A 22,645-nucleotide genomic window follows, 5' to 3' on the forward strand; every position below is an offset into this window, starting at 1 on the left:
GGAGCGTGATGTGGCCATGAGTTCTGATAAAACAATGAAGTTTAATTTTCAAGATGAGCCATTGGATACTGATGTCCAAACGGTCTTGCTTTCTGTTTATGATGCCTTACAGGAAAAAGGCTATCACCCGATCAATCAAATCGTAGGGTACCTGTTGTCAGGGGACCCTGCCTACATTCCTCGTCACAAGGATGCTCGTAATTTGATTCGTAAGCTTGAAAGAGATGAGCTTATCGAAGTTTTAGTGAAGTATTATTTAGAGAATCAAAGGGGAGCCAACGAGTGAAGCGATTGTTAGGGATTGATGTAGGTACGAAGACGATTGGTCTTGCTGTATCTGATGAACTTGGTTGGACAGCACAGGGGGTCGAAACGATTGCATCTGGTGATGAACAGCCCAACGTTAGCATCGAAAAGTTAAAAACGTGGATTGCTCATTATGATGCTGAAAAAATCGTTTGTGGCTGGCCAAAAAACATGAATGGGACAATTGGTCCTAGGGCACAGTCGATAGAGGCTTTTTCCAAACGTATTGAACAAAAAGTGGGCATTCCTGTTGTGCTATGGGATGAGCGACTTACAACAGTATCAGCAGAAAAAATGCTGATATCTGCTGATGTTCGACGTAATAAAAGAAAGCTAGTGATTGATAAAATGGCAGCTGTCCTGATCCTCCAATCTTATTTGGATGCTAAGGGTAGCTCTGCTGTAAGTGGAGGTGTTTTGGATGAGTGAAGAACAAGAACGTATTATCATCCCAGATGAAAACGGTGAGGAGCATTTGTTCGATGTCGTTTTCAGCTTTGATGTGGATGCAACTGAAACCTCTTATATTGTCGTTACACCTTCCGAGCAAGGCGAGGACGACGAAGGAGATGTAGAGGTGTTTGCCTTCCGTTATGAAGAAAACGGTGATGATCCCGAAGACTTTGCCTTATTCCCAATCGAGACGGATGAAGAGTGGGAAATGGTTGAGGAAATGATCAACACGTATACAAACGAACAAGACCTTTAAACGAAGGAGAAAAAAGCATCAGGCGATCATGTCTAGACGCTTGAATGCTTTTTCTTCTGATTAAAAATGAAAGCTTCCTAAAGCGCTCATTGGAGCATGCAGATGGAAGGAGGCAACGCCTTTGGACAATAAAAAATTGAAAAGAACGAAAAAGCTTCGTAGACAAAAAGAAGCAGGAATGGTGCGACGGATTGTTGCAATTGTAGCTTCAATCATTTTTATAGGTGTTCTTACTGTTGGAATAGGTGGCTATTTTTATATAAAAAGTTCGCTTGCGCCGATTGCTGCAGAAAGCGATCAAATTATCGACGTAACCATTCCGATTGGATCCTCTCCAGGGAAAATTGGTCAAATTTTATCCGGAAAAGGGATCATTAAGGATGCACAGGTCTTTAAATATTATGTAAAATATAAAAATGAACAAGGCTTTCAAGCTGGAAGCTATCAATTAAGTCCATCCATGGATGTTGAAACCATTATTTCACAGTTAAAAACAGGGAAAATCATACAAGAAGCGGAATTTAAACTAACCATTCCAGAAGGTCAATCACTCGATCAGATTGCCGAAACGATTTCGAACAACACCTCCTTTACGGAAGAAGAAGTGATGGCAACACTTAATGATGAAGAGTTCATTTCTTCGCTTATGTCGAAGTATCCAGATCTACTAACCGACGACATTTTAAAGCCGGAGATAAAACATCCTTTGGAAGGCTACTTGTTCCCTGCAACCTATTCGTTTTACGAACCGTCGCCATCAATTGAAAGCATTGTGATGAAGATGGTCGATCAAATGTCTGAGGTTGTGCGTCGATACACGGGCCAAATGCCAGAAGACATGTCGGCTCATAGGCTGTTAACTTTTGCTTCTCTGATTGAGGAGGAAGCGACAGAGAGTACGGATCGGAGAAAAATTGCCGGGGTTTTTATGAATCGACTTCAGAGCGATATGCGATTACAAACAGATCCGACCGTTCTCTATGCGCTAGATCAGCATAAGGTTCGAATTTCACTTGATGATTTAGAAGTGCAGTCACCGTACAATACGTATCAAAATGCGGGGCTGCCCCCTGGTCCTATTGCCAATATGGGTGAAGCATCCTTGGAGGCGGCTTTGAACCCTGAGGACACCGATGCAATTTACTTTTATGCACGACCAAATGGAGAAGTGTTGTTCTCAGAAACGCTAGAAGAGCATAATACATTAAAAAACCAATATCGTTCAGAATGGGAAGCTGTGCAAGAACAGCAATCTGCTGAACAAGATTGAGAAAAGTGACATCAGATATGAAGGAGTGTAAGAAGGGATATGGCAGAAGACAAGCAATTTTTTATGACGCTTGAAGGACAAGAGAAATTGGAAAATGAGCTTTCTGTTTTGAAATCAGAAAAGCGAAAAGAAGTGGTTGAACGAATTAAAGTGGCACGCGATTTTGGAGATCTCTCGGAGAACTCTGAGTACGATGCTGCAAAGGATGAGCAAGCCTTTGTTGAATCTCGCATTTCACAAATCGAGCACATGCTTCGAAATGCTGAAATTATTGAAGAAGACAAAAACACTGATATGGTCTCATTAGGGAAAACAGTCACGTTCGTGGAATTGCCTGATGGGGAAGAGGAAAGTTATACCATTGTCGGGAGTGCTGAGGCAGATCCGTTTGAAGGGAAAATCTCAAACGATTCACCTATGGCTAAAAGCCTATTTGGGAAGAAAGTTGACGAACAAGTGAACGTTCATACCCCAGGTGGAGAAATCTCCGTAAAAATAACGAACATTCACTAATAAGAGTGCCAAAGCAAGGCTGCCCTAAAAGTCACTAAAATGACTTTTAGGGCAGCTTTTTTTGTATCGATTGAAAAGACATCCATTTGAAGCTAACCGTATATGTGCCTTGCTTCAGTAAGTGTGAGATTTCATGCTAGTGCACTTTCCACTAATGTAGTTGGTCATGATCAAAAATGAACCAACAAGGTCTTTCTCCGGCAGCAAAGAAATCACGACCGCTCCATCAAAATACTTCGCTTTCTGCGGGGCACGGCTTCAGCTTCCTAGGAAAGCAGGCTTTCCTAGGGGATCTTCAGCTCGCGCTAATCCCGCTAGAGTCTACGTATGTTGACTTCGCTGGGGCTTGCTTCTGCGCAAAATGGTTTTTATTGTGTCTCGGTCTCGTAGAGCGGGTGAAAAGCCGTGTTGCAACCATATAAGGCAGGTAAGTGCATTGTTACAAGGTAGGTCACCTAGTACCTTTTACACGAAGTTCGTTTGGTAACGGAATCAAGTGAAACCATAAAAGGTCGATTTCATTTGATCCGCCCTTTATCATAAACAAAAGTGGCTACTAATGAGACTCGGTGGCAAAGAAAACACGACGAGGTCTTCTCGAGTCGATGTTGCACTTGTACCCTTTAGGGTGAAAGCGAACGTATAGGCGTTTGCCTAGAGAGAATGTTTTCAAAATGGCCATTAGCAAGCGAGCAAGCACAACACATCATAAAATTAAATAAAATCTACGTTACCTGAAGAGGCACTAGTCACGAGGACCCCTGTGATTGAATCAAGCTGGAACTGGTCACACTGGTAATGAAGGGGGGCTTTCGATGAAACGCAGAATGCGCTGGATTGGAATCCTATTTTTACTAATGCTTCTGATTTTAGGTGGGCGGTTGTTTGATATTCAAGTGGTACGTACGACGCATTTTTCTGCACATAATATCGACTTAATTAAGGAGAGTGTCGCTCAGCGTACTGAGACATTTGTTTTAGATGAAGGAAGAGGAACGTTTATTGATCGAAATGATGCCCCGTGGCAAAATGAACAGTTGGCCATCCTCGTATTTCCTTCTCTTGCCTCATCAACTGACCGAATCGATGCCATTGCAGAGGCTACACAATTGCATTCATCCGATATTATCCATCAAATAGAAGTCAATGAAGGGCCATTCTTTCTCCAGAAGGATGGCAAGCTGATCCATGTTCAAAAAAATAGAGCAGCATCGCTTGCTGTCGTTGGCCATGGCGGCTTTTTAATGATACCTACGTCACAAAATGAACAATCACTCGCTTCTCATGTCATAGGCACGCTTGGAGAAAATGACAATCTGTTGCAAAAACGATACCCAGAGGAGTTTAATCATACGATTGTTCCAGCAACAGAAACGGGTGTTTCAGGGCTCCAACAAGCGTTTGATGAGTTATTAATATCACGAGGAAAAGAGCAGCTGTTATATCATGTGGATTTGTTTGGTCACCCGATCTTTGGTTCGGAAATGAAGTATATGGGAGATGGAAATACGTTTTATCCCCTTCAGGTACAACTCACTTTAGATAAACAGATACAAGCCGTTGCCGAACACCATGTTGATCAATCACACCTTAAAAAGGGAGGCGTTGTCGTCCTAGATATAGCGACGAATGAAGTATTGGCGATGGTGAGTCGGCCTAAGAAGCAGCAAGACGCTCCATTGGAGGGTCCTGGGGCATTGAATTATATGACGGAGCCGGCATTTCCCGGCTCTATTTTCAAAATTGTTACTGCAGCTGCGGCGATTGATCACTTAAATATACATGACCGTATGTTTGACTGCGACAAAAACATGTATGGGGATGGGCCTGAAGTTAGAGAGCTTGGCAAGTTGAGCTTTGCAGACAGCTTTGCTCAAAGCTGTAACAATACCTTTGCAACGTTAGCCAATGAGTTAATGGCAAAAGATCCTACGATTTTAGAGACGTATGCAAGAAAGCTAGGGGTAACACAAAAAGCCGGTTTTGAAGGAAATCTGTATAAGTTGCACTCTGTCGCTCATTTTCCCGATGAAGCATTACCAACGCTTTGGGGAGATGAGGCAGATAAATATGTTGAAAAAGCTATTTCACAGACGGCTATTGGGCAAAAAAATGTGAAAATCACGCCTTTAGGGATTGCGAATATGATGGCGGCCATTGCACGGCAAGGGCCCGTTTATAAAGCAAAGGCTGTTCGAGAAATTCAATATAAAAATGGGCAGCCATTTTACTTGTTTCCATCTGAGGAAAGCGCGGAAGGTTTGGCAATGTTTACATATAAAAAACTCAATGCGCTACTAGCTAAAGTTGTGACAGATGGAACTGGACAATCCTTTCAAACGATCAAAGGGGGAGTCGCTGGAAAAAGTGGGACAGCTGAAACTGGTCATGGAGCGGATGTGCACAAATGGTTTGCAGGCTATTATCCATTGGATCAGCCACGCTTTGCCGTTGTTGTGGTCGCCTTGGACACATCTTCAGGGGATGATAGTGCTTACAACACATTCAGAAAATTGGGGGAGAGTCTTGTTGGTGTCAAAGAATAATGTATTTGACAAGATACGACTAAAAACATGTATTCTATGACGAAAACATGATAGAATACAACAAACGATTGTTGTTCCATAGCAGGTAAATTGGGTTATCTGCATAAAATGCCATGACACTAAAGGTGATGGCCTGTTAAGTGTTTGAGGGAAGAAGGAGGATATCTGATGCCCAAGTTTGATGGACCACGGTTCGAACGCAAAAAGAAGAAAAGGACAGCCAACCGAGTGCTCAACTTTTTAATCGGTTTCGTTTGTATGCTGATCTTATTCTTTTTCATTATTACATGGTGGTCACCAGGAAGCGATGATACAGCTGCTCCACCACAAGGAAATTCCGGTGGCGGAGAAGAAGAGTCTACAGAAGAAGGTGGCTCATCTGAACCAGACGATTCAATAAATATTAATGAAACAAATGATGATACTGACGATACAGAAGAGACCCCTGATGATTCGCCATCACCTGAAGATCCTGACACCGCTGTAACTAGCCCAGGTGGTGAGGACGCGAATCAATCCGGCGAAGAGCAGGAGAATCCTACTAGTTCCAATGAGGAACAGGGGAATACAGGTACAGAAGGCGACGGGAATACAGGGAATGAGGGCGAAGCGGATACTGGTTCAGAGGAATCTGCTCCACTCATCATTGATTCAAACGACGACCCGAATGTTCTTGAAGTGATGGAAGGGCCTTGGGGACCTACAGGAACCTCACAGTCTGGAGAACACACGACGAATTTTGATGTCAATTCTACAGACGGTGCAGAACGACTTGATGTGATCTCATTAGCAACGGGTCTTCCGAAGAATGACATTACGATTTGGTGGAATGGGAATTACAACGGGAACACCAATCATGTTGTCGCAACCGTAAGTCCAAACGACCAATCGGCTTTCTTTAGGCTCTACATGCAATGGGTGCCGAATAAAGGGTGGCAGGTTACAGAAATGCAACGTTTGAAGGAAAACGACCAAGGATAAGAAGGAACAGAAGCCTGCGATTATTCGCAGGTTTTTCTTTTTTATAGAGCGCTAAAGAGTAAAATGCATTTATTCCGACAAACATGCTTGTGGTCAAATCAAGCCTTTGTTTGATACAATACAGCTATTGAACAGAATGCTGTAGGGGTGTGAATTATGCATATTGGAATTATCGGGGCAATGAAAGAAGAAGTTGATGCCATAAAGCATCATATGGAGATTTCACAAGAGGTGCAGATCGCAGACTGCCATTTTTACAAAGGCACGATACAAGGAAACACCGTGACGTTGTGTCAATCTGGCATCGGCAAAGTAAATGCAGCTGTAAGCACGACGTTATTAGTACAGACATTTTCTCCAGACATGATTGTGAATACTGGGTCGGCAGGAGGACTCAATGAAGCGAGTCAAGTAGGGGATGTGGTGGTAGCAGACGCCGTGCAATACCACGACGTTGATGTCACTGCTTTTGGCTACGCTCTCGGCCAGGTGCCAGGTATGCCAGCCGTCTTTTCTGCTCACCCTGGGTACAGTGAGCAAGCCATTGCGATCGCAGAAAAAACCGGTCTCACAGCGAGGAAGGGGATTGTTTCTTCTTCGGATTCTTTTATGGGTGACGCGACAAAGGTTCAGGAGGTCAAGAAGCAATTTCCTGACGTGCAGGCTGTTGAAATGGAAGCAGCTGCTATAGCCCAAGTGTGCGAGCGATTTAACGTGCCATTCGTGATGATTCGTTCGTTGTCCGACATTGCAGGCAAAGAATCCAATGTGTCGTTTGAGCAATTTTTGGAAACCGCATCGATCAATGCGGCAAAAGTGATTCATCAATTTGTAGAAGGAGTGAAATAATAATGACGAAAAAAATGAATGTGGAAAGCTTTAACCTTGACCATACGAAGGTCAAAGCACCTTACATCCGACTTGCAGGGCAAGTAGACGGCACGCATGGGGATAAGATCTATAAATACGATCTGCGTTTTTGCCAGCCAAACAAAGAGCATATGGAAATGCCTTCACTGCATTCATTAGAGCATATGATGGCAGAATTTGTGCGCAATCATCATGATGAAGTCGTCGATCTAGGGCCTATGGGTTGTCAAACAGGCTTTTATTTTTCCGTGCTAAACGATAGCGATCTTGATCATATCGGGCAAGTGATTGAAGCAACACTCCAGGATGTTCTTACGGCAACCGAAGTACCCGCTTGCAATGAAGTGCAATGTGGATATGCTGCTAGCCATAGTCTAGAAGGCGCAAAGGTGGAAGCACAAAAAATGCTCGACAAACGTGCTGAATGGAAAAATGTATTTTAAGCGTTAAATCCTGCAAGCTTTGCCTCTGATCTCTGCTCGGTTCTTTTTGGCTTCTATGATACAGTGAAACTATCATGGATACAAAGGAGCCGAGTCTTTTATGGCATCAAAATCAATGAAGAAATTGAAGGAAATTAAGCAAGACAATGCAACGTTAGGCTACGTCATGCTAGCCGTCAGCGTTTTTCTCTATATTGGCGTGTTTATGCCAACAACCACTGTTCCAGCAGTATATATGATGTTTGGAACGGGCATCACACTTCTTTTGGCGTTTGCTGCCTTTCGACGATCCATCGTCGCAGGGAAACACCTCGCCAGCGTGAGTGAGGATGAATAAAGACAGTAAGAAACGGATGAGCGAGAATGCTCATCCGTTTCTTAATTGTCTCGTTTTTTACTCATCGTAGGTATTCCACCAATATGCGCCGAAAATAAGCAGTAAAATAGCTAGGATGATAATTAGCCAATATAACCAAATGCCGCTCCCAAAACCGCCACTTGAAGGACAGGTTGGAGGGCCATATGAGCAAATCGGTTCGCAGTCCATTTGATAGCCATAATACGGGTAATATCCGTTACAGTACCCCACAAACTCACCGCCAGTTTTATAAGCATTGTATGCGAACAAGACTTTTGGTGACTAGACAAATGACAAACATGATATTTATTTCGAGGCTTGCTGACTTCGATAAAATTCATGGAATAATTTCATAAGCGCTCTTTTTTCAATGCGTGAGACGTAACTCCGAGAAATCCCTAGCTGTTGAGCGATCTCCTTTTGAGTAAGTTCATCTTGAACGCCCAACCCGAAACGGTGGGTAATGACTTCACGTTCACGATCGTCAAGAACATGCAAAAATTCCTTCATCTTCTCCAGCTCCATATGAAGCTGAATCATATCCACAACGTCTTCTGTTTCAGCCTTAAGTATATCGATCAATGAGATTTCATTGCCTTCCTTATCCTGACCAATTGGATCATGTAAGGAAACATCCTTTTTCGTCTTTTTCATCGCTCGAAGATGCATCAGTATCTCATTTTCAATACACCTGGCTGCATACGTGGCGAGCTTTGTGCCCTTGCCCTTAGAATAGCTTTCAATACCTTTAATTAATCCGATCGTGCCAATGGAAATTAAATCCTCCTGTTCTTCTGAAGTGTTTTCGAATTTTTTTACAATGTGAGCTACAAGGCGTAAATTATGTTCAATTAATCGATTTCTAGCATCCTCATCACCTTCAGCTAAACGGTCCAGGTAATACGATTCTTCTTTCGCTGACAAAGGCTGTGGAAACGCATTGTTCTTTACATAGGAGACAAATAGCAACACTTCTTTTATCGCAATACCAATTGATGTAAGAATCATTGAAACACCCCCGTTGTGGCCATATATCCCACCTTATGCAATTGTGGGCTTGCCCGTGTCTGTCCATACTTAATCGGTATGAAAAACGAGGAAGGGGCGAGACAATCAAAAAAGGAAAGCAGAATTCTGCTTTCCCTACTATGATTATGGGGCTCTTATCAGAAGTAATCGTGGAACATTGAGGTGAAATGCTCAATTTATCCTCTCGTCTCCTGGTTCTTCTCTTCATCATGCACATCTTCCTTCAATGCATTATGAATGGTGTTGTCTTGCATTGGAATTTTGAGCTTGTAAGCAGCGCGTCCCAACATATGTGCGGCAACGGGTGCTGTGAGCATTACGAAAAAGATACCAATGAGCAATTTTCCACTGACAATCCCTTTCTCATGCCAAAAATAGATAAATCCTCCGAGCAAGATGCCAATAATGCCTAGAGTTGAGCTTTTGGTCGCCGCGTGGAGGCGATTGTAGACGTCACGAAAGCGCAGGACACCCAGCGAGCCTGAAAAGAGAAAAAAGGCCCCAATGAGGAGTAGTGCACTGACAATAAGTTCACTCATCACTGTTCCTCCGTTCTTCTCTTGGTTTGTTCGAGTTATCCATCTCCCGATCTATGACGGAGCCACTCACGAGAAATTTGGCCAGAGCCACTGTCCCAATAAACGTTATAATGGCGATCAGTAAAATGACGTCATTAAAATGAATGGTCTGCATTCGGATGGCAAGCAACCCGATCATGGCGATTAGATTAATTCCAATTGCATCTAATGCTGCTGCTCGATCTGGCATGGTTGGTCCAATAACGACTCGAATAAAAAGCATGAGCAGTGAGACGCTGACAATTCCCATTGAAATGGTGATCGCCACAGGCAAAATTGATCCATCCATCATCATTCAGTCAGCTCCATTATCAGTTTTTCAAACGTATTTTTGATGTTGTGTGCCGATTCTTCAGTCGAGTGGATGTCCATCGCGTGAATGTATAACACCGTACGATCATCCGAAACGACCAATGAAAGTGTTCCAGGCGTTAGGGAGATGAGGTTCGCGAGAAGCGTAATCTGCCATTTAGAACGCAGCTCTGTATGAACCCTGAATATACCAGGTTTTGTGTTCATACGTGGTGAATAGACGGCTTTTACGACATCCCAATTTGCGATGAGAAGTTCTTTTGAGAAAACAAGAACCAGCTTTAAAAATCGCCATATCGTTATGAAATAAAGTCTCCCTGGAACAAACCGTCGTAGCATGACTAAAAGGACTACAGCAAAAATAATCCCTACGACAAAGGTCTGCATCGTATAGGTTTCCTGTAAAAACATCCATAAAACGGCAATGATGACTGTAATCAAGAGCTGTATGGCCATGAGGTATCACTCCTTCAATACGGGTGTAATATAGTTTTCAGGATTGAGCAATGAGTGGGACACGACGTCGATATACGGCAATACGAATTCAGCGCCAAGACCTAAAAATAAGGTGAACAATAGAAGGATGCCCGCAGGAACGATGGATCGGAAGCGCGCTGCGGCATTTTTAGAGTCGCTGGGTGGGGAGTCATCGCTCTCACCCCAAAACCCGTAAATGAAAATGCGTAGGACGGAAAATAAAATCAATAGGCTTGTAAGCAAGGCAACGGCGCCGAGTAGGTAATGGCCATTGTCGAAAGCCGCTTGCAACAATAAATATTTTCCTATGAACCCACTAAAGGGAGGAAGACCTGCTAAGGTAATGCAGGCGATGAAGAACAACCAACCAGCCCATGGAGCCTGACGAATGTATCCCCCCATTTGCTTTAGATTTGTCGTCCCCGCCAAAGTGACAAGAACACCGATTAAAAGAAACAGCGCTGCTTTGAGTGCCATGTCATTGATAAGATAATACACTGTGCCGGCATAAGACGTTGCTGTACCAATACCAATGCCCATCATCATAAAGCCAATGGACGGAATGATATTGTAGGCAATGATGAGTTTGACGTTGTTTGTGGAAAGCGCACCTAAAACGCCAAATACCATCGTTACACCTGCAATAACTAGAAAGAGAACGCTAGTAAAATCGGAGAGTCCTGGAAACAAAATCGTAAACACCCTTAAGATGGCGTAAACGCCAACCTTGGTCAGGAGAGCACCAAAGACGATCGAAATCGCAGTCGGCGGTGCAATATATGACTTAGGAAGCCAAACATACAAAGGGAATAGGGCACTTTTTGTTGCAAACACGATAAACAATAGGATGGCAGCACCTGTGATAGCTCCATTATCGGCAAGTTCTGGCACTCGCTGAGCAATATGGGCCATATTCACAGTTCCAGTAATGCCGTACACAAACGAGACCGTCATGACAAAAAGGATGGAAGAGAACAAATTAATTAAAATGTATTTGACTGCTTCCCTAAATTGAGCTTTTCGGCCACCTAATACAATCAGACCGTATGAAGCCATTAATAGCACTTCGAAAAAAACAAATAGATTAAACAAGTCACCTGTTAAAAAAGACCCGGTTACACCGACAATAAGCAAATTGAAAAAGAAATAAAAATAAGCCTTTTCTTCATAGGAATGTAGCGTTTGTCTGGCATTCAGCACTGTGGCAAGGGCAACAAGCTGTGTAATGATGATCAAAACACTGGCAAGCGGATCTGCCACAAGAATGATCCCGTATGGAGCCTGCCAGTCTCCCGTCTCAAGAACGAGAGCCCCATTTGCAAACACCTGCTGTGCTAAAAACAAGCAGATCAAAAGAGTAACAACGTACGTTATAAGTGAAAAAATGCGATTGAATGCCATTCGTTTTGGAAAAAAAGCAGCCAAGATGGCAGCGATAAATGGCAGAAGCAGTGGAAGGACAACACTATTGCTAATCATCATCTGAACCTCTCAGTTGATCCACACGATCGGTTTTTGTTTTCTTAAACGTTCTGTAGGCGAGTACTAGTAAAAAGGATGTAACCCCGAACGAAATAACAATGCTCGTTAGAATGAGTGCTTGAGGAAGTGGGTCCGTATAACTGGAAATATAATCTTCCAGCACAGGTGGAGCCCCCTTTTTTAAGCCTCCCATCGTTAAAATCATTAGATGTGCCCCGTGTGACAGTAAAACCGTGCCAATAATCACTTTGAGTAATTGCTTTTCCAGTAAAAAGTAAACACCAATGGCAAACAACAAACCAGCTAAAATCGACATCGCATATTCCATTGTTATTTCAGCCTCTCTCTATCTCGGACATGAATCATTGTGTAGATGCCTAATGCGGCCAAACCAAGTACCGTGATTTCCAACAGGGTATCGAGGCCACGCATGTCAACAAGAATAACGTTGACGACATTGTCTCCACCACCAAGAGCGTAAGAGGTTTTTAGAAAATAGGTAGAGATTTTCTCAAATTGACCACTGTCACTGTATGAAGCAATGCCTATGACTGCAACAATCACACCAACGGAGACAGATAGTATGATTTGCAGCCCTTTGCTGATCGCTCGTTGTTTTATCTTTCCTATCTCAGGCAAATGATAAAAACAAAGTAAGAAAAGGGCGACTGTTACGGTTTCGATAACGAGTTGTGTTAAGGCAAGGTCAGGTGCACGTAAAACAACAAACAGTAAAGACACACAGTATCCTGTGACACCAACAGTTAAAATAAGGGCAATACGATGGTGAATGAAGACGCATGCTAAAGCACTGAGCGCAACGATCGCCATAATGGCATACTCATAGAACTCCCCACTTGCCAAATGTGATGTTACAAACGATAGGTCTAATGAGCGAATCAACGTGTAGCCGGCAAGACCAACAAACACGACTATCACGATACGAAAATAGTCCGTTAACGACTCCGTCATCATGATACGATTCGTCGTTTTAGCAGTTTTCCCTATGGCTGTGAGGATGAATTGATACAGTGTATCAAAGCTTAATTTGCCAGGCAGAATATGATAAATGCTGTTCCATCGATGTCTCGTCATGTATAAAATCGTGCCCACTATAACGACGAGACAGGAGAGCAGAAACGGAACATTAAAAAAGCCATGCCAAAAGGATATGTCACTAGACGTGGTGCCACCTAAAATACTTTCTGCTGCCGGGACGAGTACAATGGCACCTAGCACATTCGGAAAAAGGCCAATGCCCACGATGAACAAGGCAAGAAGGGCTGGGGAAATGAGCATCCCTACACCGGGCTCTTGAGGCGTCTGCTCACGAGTATTGACCACTTTTCCAGTGAAAGGTGAAAAAACGAGCAGCATACTATAAGCAAACGTAAATAGGCTTCCTAGGACCGCAGCGACGGGAATGAAAGGGGCAACAGCTTCACGCAAAGAACCTTCCCCGATTTGAGTGGCCGCCTTAAAAAACATTTCCTTGCTCAAAAAGCCATTAAGCAAAGGCATTGGTATACCTGCCATAGAAAAGGCAGCAAAAAATGCGAGTGTCGCGGTAATCGGCATAAAGGTCAATAGACCACGCAGCTTTCGGATATCCCGAGTGCCTGTTTTGTGGTCAATGATGCCAGCGACCATAAATAAACAGCCTTTAAAGGTCGCATGATTGAAGAGGTGAAATACTGCAGCGAAAACAGCAGTATTGGTGCCAAATCCGAGCATCGCCATGACCATGCCGAGCTGACTAATCGTCGAGTAGGCTAGAATGGCTTTCAGATCCGTTTGTCTAAGAGCTAGGAAGGCACCCCAACATAATGTTGCTAGTCCGACTCCTGTAACCATCAAGAAAAATAAATCACTGCTTGCAAAAATAATCAAAAAGCGGGCAACGAGATAAATACCAGCTTTCACCATGGTTGCCGAATGCAAATAAGCAGAAACCGGCGTTGGTGCTTCCATTGCATCAGGCAGCCAAGTATGAAAGGGGTATTGCGCCGATTTTGTGAAGGCGCCGAGGAGCATTAACAACAGTATGGCAGGAAAAAGGGGACTGTTCAAAAGCATATCTGATTGTAGGATGATGCTTCGTATGGATGACGTCCCTGTAACACTAAAAATGATGAGAAAGCTTGCGAAAAGTGAAAGTCCTCCAGCTACAGTGATGAACAATGATTTTTGTGCACCATATTGAGCGCCTTTTCTTTTGTTCCAAAAGCCAATGAGCAAAAATGAAGAAAGGCTTGTGAGTTCCCAAAAAGTGTACAGAATGAAAATGTTATCAGATAGAACGACCCCAAGCATCGCCGTCATAAAGATAGCAAGATATGTATAAAAGTGCCCTAGCTCTTCGGTTTTCTTTAAATAATAGATTGAATAAAACGTTACTAACGACCCAATGCCGGTAATCAGCAGCGCAAAAAGCAATGCGAGCCCATCTGCATACAAATCAATGTTTATCCCTAATGAGGGAATCCAAGGGATTGAAACAAACCTCGGAGCTGATGACGCATTCGGAAGTAATGAAATAAAATAACCACATAGCAACAGAGGAAGCGGGAGGACAAACCACCCCGTATGAACAGCTGTTTTCCAGCGGGAAAGAAAGGGAATACAACAGGCAATAAACATCGGGGAAAATAACGCTATGTGAAGCAAATGCATAAAAGTAACCTCCTTCAAACGCTTGCTTCTATTTTAAGCGCATTATCTTTGCTTCTACAAGCTTTACGTCGTAATGACGAGCTTGATCAAAAAGAAAATCGCATGTCTACCTATTTATAATAAACATAATTTTCGCAGTGTAAAAGTCATCTTCAACGCTGGCTGTGTCTTAGTAGAAGCAAGGTGAGAACTATCGCTTCGTCAAAATACTTCGCTTTCACCCGTACGGTGAAAGCGAGCGTATGGCAGCTAATATAAAAAGTAAGCACAACAATTAATTGAAGGAGTACCCATTTAAATCTAAGTATGTCTGATAAATGAAGGTGCGAAAGTTGAGTAAAAAATAAAAAAACTCTAGCCACAGAGAACTGGCCAGAGTATGGTCTTTTAAATTACGATGTTAATTTGATTTTCGCATGTAAGGATCGCCGACGAATTTCCTGTTCAATCAATCGGATAAATTCGGGATTCAGCTTTAACTCACTTGCTTTAAAATAAGATTCTAGAAGCAATTCATCTGTCAGCTGTTTCACATCCAACCCTCCCGAAAATACAAAGTATGAATGAAAGTTTTTCGTGTGCATATCATGGTAAGTTGGTTAATTTCTACAATAGCAGAAATAACGAACAAGAACAACTGTTCTGTTATCCACAACTCGTCGTGGATAACCTGTGTATGACTTGTGAATAAACGCGCTAAGTATTGATTTTTCAGTATGTATTTTGTGAATAATGTTATACACAGAGGGAGGACCTGAATTTTTTGTCGAAAAAAAATTTGTGGTTCAGTCAATCATCTGAGACAATCTCATAGTGAGCGGATACGGCGAGAGCGTGTTTGGTTAAACCGTTCATTTATTCGGGTAATCACTTAAATAAAACGACCTCATCAAATGAAATCTCATCAATTCGTCGAACGATGAGTCAAGGGGTCTTGTTTTGAAAGACGGAGTTCATTTCGTTATGATAAGATAAGCGTAGTAAATGAGGTGTGATAGTGTTGATGAAATGGTTTTTACCAGATGAACATGTAAATAATGTGTATGATATCTCTCCAGCGGCTTTAAAAAAACGAGGCGTACGAGGGGTTATTACAGATTTAGACAACACGTTAGTAGAGTGGGATAGAGATGATGCGACACCAGAGCTTCTCGAATGGTTTCAATCGATGCAAGCCAACCACATTTTGGTTACGATCATATCAAATAACTCGAAGGCAAGGGTCACCTCATTTTCTGAACCCGTAGGTGTGCCTTTTATATACAAAGCACGGAAGCCAATGGGAAGAGCGTTTAAACGTGCGATCAAAGATATGGGATTGAAAAAAGAAGAGGTCGTCGTTGTTGGCGATCAATTGCTTACGGATGTATTTGGTGGCAACAGGGCAGGTTTGAAAACAATTCTAGTTGTGCCTGTGTCAAAAAGTGACGGTCTCATCACTAGAGTGAATCGTCAAATTGAACGACGGTTGCTGACGTTTATGAAGAAAAAAGGTTTGGTAAAATGGGAGGATTAGCTTTTGCAAAGAGATGATATGCTTGTGTGTGCTGGATGTGGTGTTCCCATCCAGACAGAACATGAAAATGCCCCAGGGTTCGCTCCGGCATCAGCCTTGGAACGAGAGCAACTTGTTTGTCGCCGTTGCTTTCGACTTAGTCATTATAATGAAGTGACTCCGACCGCAATTGGCGAAAAGGAGTTTTTGGAAATAGCCAACACTATTTCGCAAAAACCAGCGCTTGTTGTTAAAGTCGTTGATCTTTTTGATTTTCAAGGAAGTTGGATTTCAGGAATACAACGTTTTGCGGGCAATAACGATATTTTGCTCATAGGGAATAAAGTGGATTTACTTCCGAAGTCCATTAATGAGGAAAAAGTGAGGAAGTGGATGAGAGGACAAGCCAGAGATTGGGGCGTAAAGGTCGTCGACTCAGCACTTGTCTCTTCACAGACAGGCCGCGGGGTAGAGGCTGCGGCAACGTATATGTCTAAATATGCCAAAGGGCGTGATGTGTATGTTGTCGGGTGTACCAATGTTGGTAAATCCTCCTTCATTAATCAACTGATAAAAACATATGGCGCAGCTGAGGAGGCTGTGATCACAACGTCGGCGCATCCAGGAACTACCCTTGGTCTAATTGAAATACCGTTAGAGCAAAATCAATCGCTGTATGATACGCCTGGATTAATCAATCGACATCAAATGGCGCACGTTGTTTCGGCGGAAGACTATAAGGTCGTCTTCCCGAAGAAAGAAGTGAAACCGAGAGTGTACCAGCTTCAATCCGCACAGACGATCTTTTTTGGTGGGTTAGCAAGACTTGATGTTGTAGACAATCAAGCAGATGTTGTCTGTTTTATGTCAAATGAGCTCCATTTGCATCGAACAAAGCTTGAAAAAGCTGACGAGCTGTATCAAACTCATGTAGGTGGTTTACTGCAACCACCAACTGAAGAAACACGTGAGAGCTTTCCTGATTTAAAAGAAAAAAGCTTTTCTATCTCTGAAAAAACCGATATTGTGATATCGGGGCTTGGTTGGATTACGATCCGACCTAAAAATAAAGTGACGGTTCGTGTCCATGCCCCAGAGGCGTCTGGGGTATTTAAGCGTGTTCCTTTGATTTAAGGAGGTTGTATGTCATGGATTTATACGGTCTTATTGGTCATCCTATTGGTCATTCGCTTTCACCAATCATGCATAACGAGGCTTTTGCCTCACTTGGAATTGACGCATCCTATATTGCTTATAGCGTCGACCCAACCGAATTGCCAGAGGCGGTTCGCGGACTAAAAGCGCTTGGAGTCAAGGGGTTTAACGTCACCATTCCACATAAAGTGGCCATTATGCCATTGCTTGATTCGATTGATCCGTTGGCGTTAAAGCTTGGGGCTGTAAATACAGTGGTCATTGATCAAGGAAAGCTCATTGGCTACAACACAGACGGCTTGGGGTATTTACGCTCATTAAATCAGATACTGCCAAAACCTTTAGAGGATTCCAATGTGCTTATCGTTGGAGCCGGCGGTGCGGCAAGGGCGTTGTTTATCACGCTTGATGAAAAAAAACCTCAAAAGCTGGACATCGTTAACCGTTCGTTTGATCGGGCAGAAACGCTCATTAAAGGATCTGCTCATCCAGAAAATCACACCATCTTTACGTATGAAGAAGCTGAAGTCGTTTTGCAGACGTATGATGTTATTATTAATACAACGTCTGTTGGCATGAGTCCAAACGATAGTGAACAACCACTATCTCTCAATACGGTAACTGCCGGAAGCGTTGTAAGTGATATCGTCTACAATCCGCTTGAAACAGCCCTTTTAAAAGAAGCAAAAGCGAAGGGCTGCATAGTCCATGATGGTGTAGGGATGTTTGTTGGGCAAGGGGCGCTTGCCTTTGAACATTGGACAAAACAACAGGCGCCAGAAAAACGAATGCGTCAAGTCGTACTAGAGGCATTAGCGAGGTGAGAAAATAATGCAATCATTAACAAATAGACAAAAACGCTTTTTAAAAAGCAAAGCACACCATTTGAATCCGATCTTTCAAGTCGGAAAGCAGGGTGTCACAGATGAGATGGCAAAGCAAATTAACTTTGCTCTTGAAGCAAGAGAGCTTATTAAGGTAAACGTATTGCGAAATGCTGATGTTGACGCAAAAGAAGCGGGAGAATTGTTGCAGCAGAAAACGGGTGCGGAATTAATTCAGACCATTGGTCATATTGTTGTGTTGTACAAGCCATCTGAAAATGAGCCAACAATTCAATTGCCATGAATAAAAAAGTAGGACTTTTAGGAGGCACGTTTGATCCTCCACATATTGGTCATCTTATCCTGGCACAGGAGGTCCTTGTCGCCTGTCAGCTTGACGAAATTTGGTTTGTTCCAGCTCAAGATCCACCGCACAAAAAGACGCGCAGTCTAACGTCTGGTGTGCACCGGTGTGCCATGCTGGAAAAGGCGATTCAAGGAAATCAGCGATTTCGACTGTGCTCAATCGAATTTACAGAAGCGCTATCATATACTGTAGATACAGTTGCTGCACTCCAAAACGCTTACCCAGATGTCCATTTTTCGTTCATTATTGGAGCGGATATGGTCGAAGGATTGCATTTGTGGAAGGATATTGATGACCTTATGTCACAAATCTCATTTATTGCAGCGAAACGTCCAGGGTATTCACTCCAATCAAAATTTCCTTTAACCATCGTCGATACTCCAGAAATTGAGCTGTCATCAACATGGCTAAGGAATAGACTTTCAGAACTCAAGCCTATCGCCTACCTTCTTGATGAGGATGTGTTGACCTATATAAAGGAGCATGATTTGTATGTACAGCCTTAAACAGGCAGAAGCTTTTGTCGCACCTAAATTAACCGAGGCTCGAATGACACATACTCTCGGTGTTGTAGAAACAGCGGTCGAGCTTGCCGAACGTTATTCTGAAGACAAAGACAAGACGGCTTTTGCCGCAATGTTGCATGATTGTGCAAAATGCATACCACCAGATGAACAAAAACAATATATGCTCGATCACAATATCGGTCATGATCTGTTGCATTTTCATCATAATACATGGCATGCTGTTGTTGGTGCGGACCTTGTCAGAACACAGTTTGCGATTGAGGACGATCGTGTTCTATACGCCATCCGATACCATACGACGGGGCGTCAAGGGATGACGACGCTAGAAAAAATTATTTTTTTAGCTGATTATATCGAGCCTAATCGCAAATTCGATGGAGTCGATGATGTGCGCGATTTGGCAGAAAAATCATTGGATGCAGCCATTATTAAAGCGATGGCGAATACGATTACGATGCTTGTAAATACCCATCAAACCGTTGTTCCAGATACTTTTTTTGCTTATAACGATGTCCTGTTTCAACGCAAATCGAAAGTGTAAGATAAGAAGGAAACGGTAAAACTACTAAAGCAGTGAAAGGGGATTTGTTCTTTGACAGAAACTCAATTATTACAGCTTTCCGTGCAAGCGGCAGATGATAAAAAAGCCCATGAAATTGTTGTTCTCAACATGAAAGGCATCTCATTGGTCGCTGACTATTTTTTAATATGCCACGGAAATTCAGAGAAACAAGTGCAAGCCATCGCCTCAGGAATTCGTGAAAAGGCACTTGGTGATGGATTGCAAGTGCATCGAATTGAAGGGTATGACCATGCCCGATGGGTGCTTGTTGATCTTGGAGATGTCGTCTGCCATATTTTCCATAGTGAAGAGCGTCATCATTACCAGCTTGAAAAGCTTTGGGGCGATGCATCCTATGTGAATATAGATTCTTTTTTAGAGCCTACGCAGACAGCGTATAGATAGAAACGAGGCGAAGTGAATGAGTTATGAACAATTCGCTTACGTATATGACATCCTTATGAAGGATGCCCCATATGACAAATGGTTCCAGGCCGTTCAGAAACAAACCGGTGGAAAGCCTGCACGGCTTCTTGAAGTGGCTGCTGGGACAGGTAAATTTGCTAAATTGCTTTTGGACGAAGGTCATGAGGTGACATGTGTTGACCTATCAGAGGATATGTTGACCGTCGCACGTGATCGTTTGGCATCGGATACTGGACAAACGCCAATGCTCGTATGTCAAGATATGCGATCTCTTGACATAGGAGCTCAGTTTGATGGCATCACCATCCTATGTGATTCATTAAATTACCTTCACGACCTAATGGATTGGAAAGCAACATTAACCGCTGCAGCACGCCACCTTGAAGATCATGGGTGGCTGTTGTTTGATGTGCATTCGCTTAAGAAAATGGATGCTTTTATTGAAGAAGGTACGTATGCTTATGCGAGTGACGAGGTGTCCTATATTTGGAACACATTCAAAGGCGAAGGTGAAGCCCGAGTCGATCATGAAATTACCTTTTTCGTTTCCATTGATGATGACAATCTTTGCGAGCGATTTGAAGAGGTTCATGAGCAACAGGCCTTTCCGATGGATGCGATTATGGAATGTATCCATGAAAGTGGTCTTTCTCTTGAGCAATGCATTGGCGATTTTGACGAAACGATCCCATTAGAAGAGGCTGAACGTTGGCTTTTTCTCTGTCGAAAAAAATAAGTCTCCAATTTTGAGAGCCCTGCAAAAAGCGCATGCAATTTCTGTAAAGAGGCTAGGACATAACTAATTTATCCTTATAAAACTCCGAACAATACATGAATCTGTTCTGGAGTTTTTTTTTTGCGTTAGTAAAGCATAAACCGCTTCGTCAAAATACTTCGCATTCCGCGGGCACGGCTTCAGCTTCCTCGAAAAGCAAGCTTTCCGAGCGGATCTTCAGCTCGCGCTGTTACACCCTACGGGTACAAGTGCAACATCGACTCGAGAAGACCTCGTCGTGTTTTCTTTGCCGCAGGAGTCTGCGTATTTTGACTACGCTGATGTTTGTTTCTGCGTAATTTCTTTATTTGTTCGGGTCTCGTATAACGAGTAAGAAAGCGTGTTAAATCGTGATTGCTTACCAAACAAGATAAGTAAGTACATCTTTTCTGTAAAGTTACATCACCTAGTGCAATGTTGATGCAGCGGTGGACATATGTTTAGATAACTTGCGCAGAGCAAAAATCATCTACAACACTGGCTGAGCTTGAGTTGACGCGAAGTGATATAGATCAATTGACCGAATGATGCCAGTGCTCACAATCCTGTATTTCTAAAAGGTCGTCTTTCAATAATGAAACTGACATCTACCCCTTAATCACTAAAAGAGTCTTTTTTGAATTGTATTTAAATCATAAATGCTGATTATTAAAAGCAGCCACTAGCGAGACTCCAGCGGCAAAAAAACACGATGAGATCCTTTCGAATCGATGTTGCCCTTGTACCCTTTAGGGTGAAAGCGAGCGCACGGCAGCTTGTATAAAAAGCAACCACAACAATAAAATGCAGGTGAATTAGTTTTTACTGCGAAAGTTGAGTAATCAAAAATAAAAAAAGGATTTCTTGTTAAAAGAGAGAATGTATAATACAAAACGCACTACTTTACTTTTTCTTTTGAAATGTGCGCTTTTTCCACAGCATACTTCTCGTGTGTTCTTCGAAAAACCTCTGAAAATGTATCGCCTACACCTTCCTCTAAAGCTTCTAAAGCAACGCCAGTAATGCCGCCTTTTACAGTCACTTTTTCTTGCAAGGTTTCTAACGTATACACATTTTCCTCAAGCAACTTCCCCAGCCCAATAATCATACTAGTCGTCAGCTTCACGGCTTCCTCTTTTGTAATCTCTGTTTCTTCTACTGCTGCGGTACACATCTTCTGAAGCAAAAAGCTAATAAACGCAGGTCCACAGCAAGCGATATCTGATGAAACCCTTGTGACATTTTCTTCAATACAGACGGGCTGAGAAATGTGCTGCAGCAAACGTTTGAGTTTTTCCTTGGCACGGTTGTCACATCGCTCACCATAGGTGACAAGCGAGAGACCAGCACACGCTCGGTTTGTAATGCTCGGGATCACTCTTGCAACAGAGCATGGGACAATTTCTTCGATATCGGCAGTTGATACAGGGCTTGTAATTGAAATTAAAATGGATGTTGGTCGCAGAAAGGGTGTGATGTCTCGTATCACCTGAAGCATATCCAATGGTTTGACACAAATAAAGTGAACATCCGTTTTTTGAATAACCGATTCTGAGGTTTCTTCCACATGGATTCCACGTATCCGTTCTTTTAGCTGTAAGGCTTTATCAGTGGATCTATTCATTATGTGCACATTTTCTGGCCAGACGGCATTGCTTTCCACAAATGCCTGTATGAGTGCGCTCCCCATATTTCCTGTCCCAATAAATCCTAGTTTCATGTATGCACCTCCTCAATGACTCTGTAGCTTTCATCGTCGAGATGAATGCTTTACAAACCAACCTATGCGTCGTCGTTCACGACTATACGTTATTTCCTCTAATTCACAGTTGTGCTTTTTAGGGCGTGTCTTAAAACTCGGTCAGAGGCATCTGTCACCGTCTTTTCGTTCCCACCTGCGTTCCTTTTTCTTGACGTACGCCCGGTACGACTGCGAAAAAGCGCCTTGCTTGGAACGATAATTCGGCAACATCTGCTCCCTTCTAAGT

General features: G+C 42.9%; 27 protein-coding genes. 18 read left to right on the forward strand and 9 right to left on the reverse strand.

The genetic code is table 11. The features are described from left to right. Nucleotides 1-16 precede the first annotated feature (16 nt). The 10 genes from EV213_RS13405 to EV213_RS13450 all read left to right on the forward strand — a co-directional run bounded on the left by EV213_RS13405 (nucleotide 17) and on the right by EV213_RS13450 (nucleotide 7,975). The gene (locus EV213_RS13405) at nucleotides 17-286 is read left to right on the forward strand and encodes an IreB family regulatory phosphoprotein (RefSeq protein ID WP_133581058.1); all 270 of its coding nucleotides are present in this window, start codon (nucleotides 17-19) and stop codon (nucleotides 284-286) included. Then, the gene (gene ruvX / locus EV213_RS13410) at nucleotides 283-735 is read left to right on the forward strand and encodes a Holliday junction resolvase RuvX (RefSeq protein WP_133581059.1); all 453 of its coding nucleotides are present in this window, start codon (nucleotides 283-285) and stop codon (nucleotides 733-735) included. Before EV213_RS13405 ends, ruvX begins: the two co-directional genes overlap by 4 nt. Continuing rightward, a complete protein-coding gene (locus EV213_RS13415) occupies nucleotides 728-1,015 on the forward strand; it encodes a DUF1292 domain-containing protein (protein WP_133581060.1) in 288 nt (95 codons plus the stop codon). The genes ruvX and EV213_RS13415 overlap by 8 nt, the downstream gene beginning before the upstream one ends. Before the next feature lie 121 nt (nucleotides 1,016-1,136). Continuing rightward, nucleotides 1,137-2,285, forward strand: coding sequence for an endolytic transglycosylase MltG (mltG, locus tag EV213_RS13420; RefSeq protein ID WP_243740131.1), 1,149 nt, complete (start codon nucleotides 1,137-1,139; stop codon nucleotides 2,283-2,285). Between the two features lie 39 nt (nucleotides 2,286-2,324). Then, on the forward strand, nucleotides 2,325-2,798 hold the full coding sequence (gene greA, locus EV213_RS13425; RefSeq protein WP_133581061.1) for a transcription elongation factor GreA: 474 nt from the start codon (nucleotides 2,325-2,327) through the stop codon (nucleotides 2,796-2,798). An 815-nt stretch (nucleotides 2,799-3,613) separates the two neighbouring features. Then, a complete protein-coding gene (locus EV213_RS13430; protein WP_133581062.1) occupies nucleotides 3,614-5,344 on the forward strand; it encodes a penicillin-binding transpeptidase domain-containing protein in 1,731 nt (576 codons plus the stop codon). A 168-nt stretch (nucleotides 5,345-5,512) separates the two neighbouring features. After that, nucleotides 5,513-6,325 carry a DUF1510 family protein gene (locus EV213_RS13435; protein WP_133581063.1) on the forward strand — a complete coding sequence of 271 codons (813 nt, stop codon included), beginning with the start codon at nucleotides 5,513-5,515 and terminating at the stop codon, nucleotides 6,323-6,325. Nucleotides 6,326-6,481: 156 nt separating this feature from the next. Continuing rightward, the gene (gene mtnN / locus EV213_RS13440) at nucleotides 6,482-7,174 is read left to right on the forward strand and encodes a 5'-methylthioadenosine/S-adenosylhomocysteine nucleosidase (RefSeq protein ID WP_133581064.1); all 693 of its coding nucleotides are present in this window, start codon (nucleotides 6,482-6,484) and stop codon (nucleotides 7,172-7,174) included. Nucleotides 7,175-7,176: 2 nt separating this feature from the next. Next, nucleotides 7,177-7,638, forward strand: a complete 462-nt coding sequence (locus EV213_RS13445) for an S-ribosylhomocysteine lyase (protein WP_133581065.1) — start codon at nucleotides 7,177-7,179, stop codon at nucleotides 7,636-7,638. A gap of 100 nt (nucleotides 7,639-7,738) precedes the next feature. Next, nucleotides 7,739-7,975 carry a YrhC family protein gene (locus tag EV213_RS13450; RefSeq protein WP_133581066.1) on the forward strand — a complete coding sequence of 79 codons (237 nt, stop codon included), beginning with the start codon at nucleotides 7,739-7,741 and terminating at the stop codon, nucleotides 7,973-7,975. Between the two features lie 327 nt (nucleotides 7,976-8,302). On the opposite strand, the gene sigK is transcribed toward EV213_RS13450, so the two are convergent. From sigK to sda, 8 genes are all read right to left on the reverse strand, one after another. Beyond that, nucleotides 8,303-9,004 carry an RNA polymerase sporulation sigma factor SigK gene (gene sigK, locus EV213_RS13455; protein ID WP_133581067.1) on the reverse strand — a complete coding sequence of 234 codons (702 nt, stop codon included), beginning with the start codon at nucleotides 9,002-9,004 and terminating at the stop codon, nucleotides 8,303-8,305. Nucleotides 9,005-9,201: 197 nt separating this feature from the next. Continuing rightward, nucleotides 9,202-9,564 (reverse strand): monovalent cation/H(+) antiporter subunit G, encoded by a 363-nt coding sequence (gene mnhG, locus EV213_RS13460; RefSeq protein ID WP_133581068.1) that lies wholly within the window; start codon nucleotides 9,562-9,564, stop codon nucleotides 9,202-9,204. Then, a complete protein-coding gene (locus EV213_RS13465; protein ID WP_208112758.1) occupies nucleotides 9,557-9,898 on the reverse strand; it encodes a Na(+)/H(+) antiporter subunit F1 in 342 nt (113 codons plus the stop codon). The genes mnhG and EV213_RS13465 overlap by 8 nt, the downstream gene beginning before the upstream one ends. Further along, complete coding sequence (locus EV213_RS13470) at nucleotides 9,895-10,371, reverse strand: Na+/H+ antiporter subunit E (protein ID WP_133581069.1); 477 nt, start codon at nucleotides 10,369-10,371, stop codon at nucleotides 9,895-9,897. Before EV213_RS13470 ends, EV213_RS13465 begins: the two co-directional genes overlap by 4 nt. 6 nt (nucleotides 10,372-10,377) lie before the next feature. Then, nucleotides 10,378-11,874 (reverse strand): Na+/H+ antiporter subunit D, encoded by a 1,497-nt coding sequence (locus EV213_RS13475; protein WP_341770353.1) that lies wholly within the window; start codon nucleotides 11,872-11,874, stop codon nucleotides 10,378-10,380. Next, on the reverse strand, nucleotides 11,864-12,202 hold the full coding sequence (locus tag EV213_RS13480) for a Na(+)/H(+) antiporter subunit C (RefSeq protein ID WP_133581070.1): 339 nt from the start codon (nucleotides 12,200-12,202) through the stop codon (nucleotides 11,864-11,866). Before EV213_RS13480 ends, EV213_RS13475 begins: the two co-directional genes overlap by 11 nt. Nucleotides 12,203-12,204: 2 nt before the next feature. Beyond that, on the reverse strand, nucleotides 12,205-14,547 hold the full coding sequence (gene mbhE, locus EV213_RS13485; RefSeq protein WP_133581071.1) for a hydrogen gas-evolving membrane-bound hydrogenase subunit E: 2,343 nt from the start codon (nucleotides 14,545-14,547) through the stop codon (nucleotides 12,205-12,207). A gap of 392 nt (nucleotides 14,548-14,939) precedes the next feature. Further along, nucleotides 14,940-15,080 carry a sporulation histidine kinase inhibitor Sda gene (sda, locus tag EV213_RS13490; RefSeq protein WP_133581072.1) on the reverse strand — a complete coding sequence of 47 codons (141 nt, stop codon included), beginning with the start codon at nucleotides 15,078-15,080 and terminating at the stop codon, nucleotides 14,940-14,942. 464 nt (nucleotides 15,081-15,544) lie between these two features. Between sda and EV213_RS13495 the strand changes: the two genes are divergently transcribed. The 8 genes from EV213_RS13495 to EV213_RS13530 are packed head-to-tail and all read left to right on the forward strand — an operon-like array spanning nucleotide 15,545 to nucleotide 20,639. Beyond that, a complete protein-coding gene (locus tag EV213_RS13495; protein WP_243740151.1) occupies nucleotides 15,545-16,063 on the forward strand; it encodes a YqeG family HAD IIIA-type phosphatase in 519 nt (172 codons plus the stop codon). A gap of 18 nt (nucleotides 16,064-16,081) precedes the next feature. Then, a complete protein-coding gene (gene yqeH, locus EV213_RS13500; protein ID WP_133581108.1) occupies nucleotides 16,082-17,176 on the forward strand; it encodes a ribosome biogenesis GTPase YqeH in 1,095 nt (364 codons plus the stop codon). Nucleotides 17,177-17,190: 14 nt separating this feature from the next. Beyond that, a complete protein-coding gene (gene aroE / locus EV213_RS13505) occupies nucleotides 17,191-18,021 on the forward strand; it encodes a shikimate dehydrogenase (protein ID WP_133581074.1) in 831 nt (276 codons plus the stop codon). Between the two features lie 7 nt (nucleotides 18,022-18,028). After that, entirely contained in the window at nucleotides 18,029-18,325 is a 297-nt protein-coding gene (gene yhbY / locus EV213_RS13510) for a ribosome assembly RNA-binding protein YhbY (protein ID WP_133581075.1), read from the forward strand. Beyond that, the gene (locus EV213_RS13515; RefSeq protein ID WP_133581076.1) at nucleotides 18,322-18,894 is read left to right on the forward strand and encodes a nicotinate-nucleotide adenylyltransferase; all 573 of its coding nucleotides are present in this window, start codon (nucleotides 18,322-18,324) and stop codon (nucleotides 18,892-18,894) included. Before yhbY ends, EV213_RS13515 begins: the two co-directional genes overlap by 4 nt. Further along, a complete protein-coding gene (gene yqeK, locus EV213_RS13520) occupies nucleotides 18,881-19,456 on the forward strand; it encodes a bis(5'-nucleosyl)-tetraphosphatase (symmetrical) YqeK (RefSeq protein WP_133581077.1) in 576 nt (191 codons plus the stop codon). The genes EV213_RS13515 and yqeK overlap by 14 nt, the downstream gene beginning before the upstream one ends. A gap of 51 nt (nucleotides 19,457-19,507) precedes the next feature. Further along, a complete protein-coding gene (gene rsfS, locus EV213_RS13525; RefSeq protein WP_133581078.1) occupies nucleotides 19,508-19,882 on the forward strand; it encodes a ribosome silencing factor in 375 nt (124 codons plus the stop codon). Between the two features lie 16 nt (nucleotides 19,883-19,898). Next, complete coding sequence (locus tag EV213_RS13530; RefSeq protein ID WP_133581079.1) at nucleotides 19,899-20,639, forward strand: class I SAM-dependent DNA methyltransferase; 741 nt, start codon at nucleotides 19,899-19,901, stop codon at nucleotides 20,637-20,639. 916 nt (nucleotides 20,640-21,555) lie between these two features. Here the strand turns inward: EV213_RS13530 and comER are convergent. Further along, nucleotides 21,556-22,377, reverse strand: a complete 822-nt coding sequence (gene comER / locus EV213_RS13535; RefSeq protein ID WP_133581080.1) for a late competence protein ComER — start codon at nucleotides 22,375-22,377, stop codon at nucleotides 21,556-21,558. Between the last annotated feature and the right edge of the window lie 268 nt (nucleotides 22,378-22,645).

The organism is Aureibacillus halotolerans (assembly GCF_004363045.1).
Taxonomy (GTDB): Bacteria; Bacillota; Bacilli; order Bacillales; family DSM-28697; genus Aureibacillus; species Aureibacillus halotolerans.